We start from the raw sequence: 339 nt of genomic DNA on the forward strand, positions 1-339 counted from the left end.
ATCCTGAGTAGGGCGGGACACGTGAAATCCCGTCTGAATCCGCGAGGACCATCTCGCAAGGCTAAATACTAACCAGTGACCGATAGTGAACCAGTACCGTGAGGGAAAGGTGAAAAGAACCCCGGGAGGGGAGTGGAAGAGAACCTGAAACCGTGTGCCTACAAGTAGTCAGAGCCCGTTAACGGGTGATGGCGTGCCTTTTGTAGAATGAACCGGCGAGTTGCGTTAGTCAGCAAGGTTAAGTCAGAAAAGACGGAGCCGCAGCGAAAGCGAGTCTGAAGAGGGCGAGAAGTTGGCTGATGCAGACCCGAAACCAAGTGACCTACCCATGACCAGGTT

At 53.7% G+C, this 339-nt stretch carries 1 rRNA gene; it reads left to right on the top strand.

Annotated features, from left to right (window positions below):
• Window positions 1–339: ribosomal RNA gene (locus lacNas_RS11080) — 23S ribosomal RNA — on the top strand; the annotation flags it as partial.

It is taken from the genome of Lactobacillus nasalidis (assembly GCF_016587775.1).
GTDB classification, from domain to species: domain Bacteria; phylum Bacillota; class Bacilli; order Lactobacillales; family Lactobacillaceae; genus Lactobacillus; species Lactobacillus nasalidis.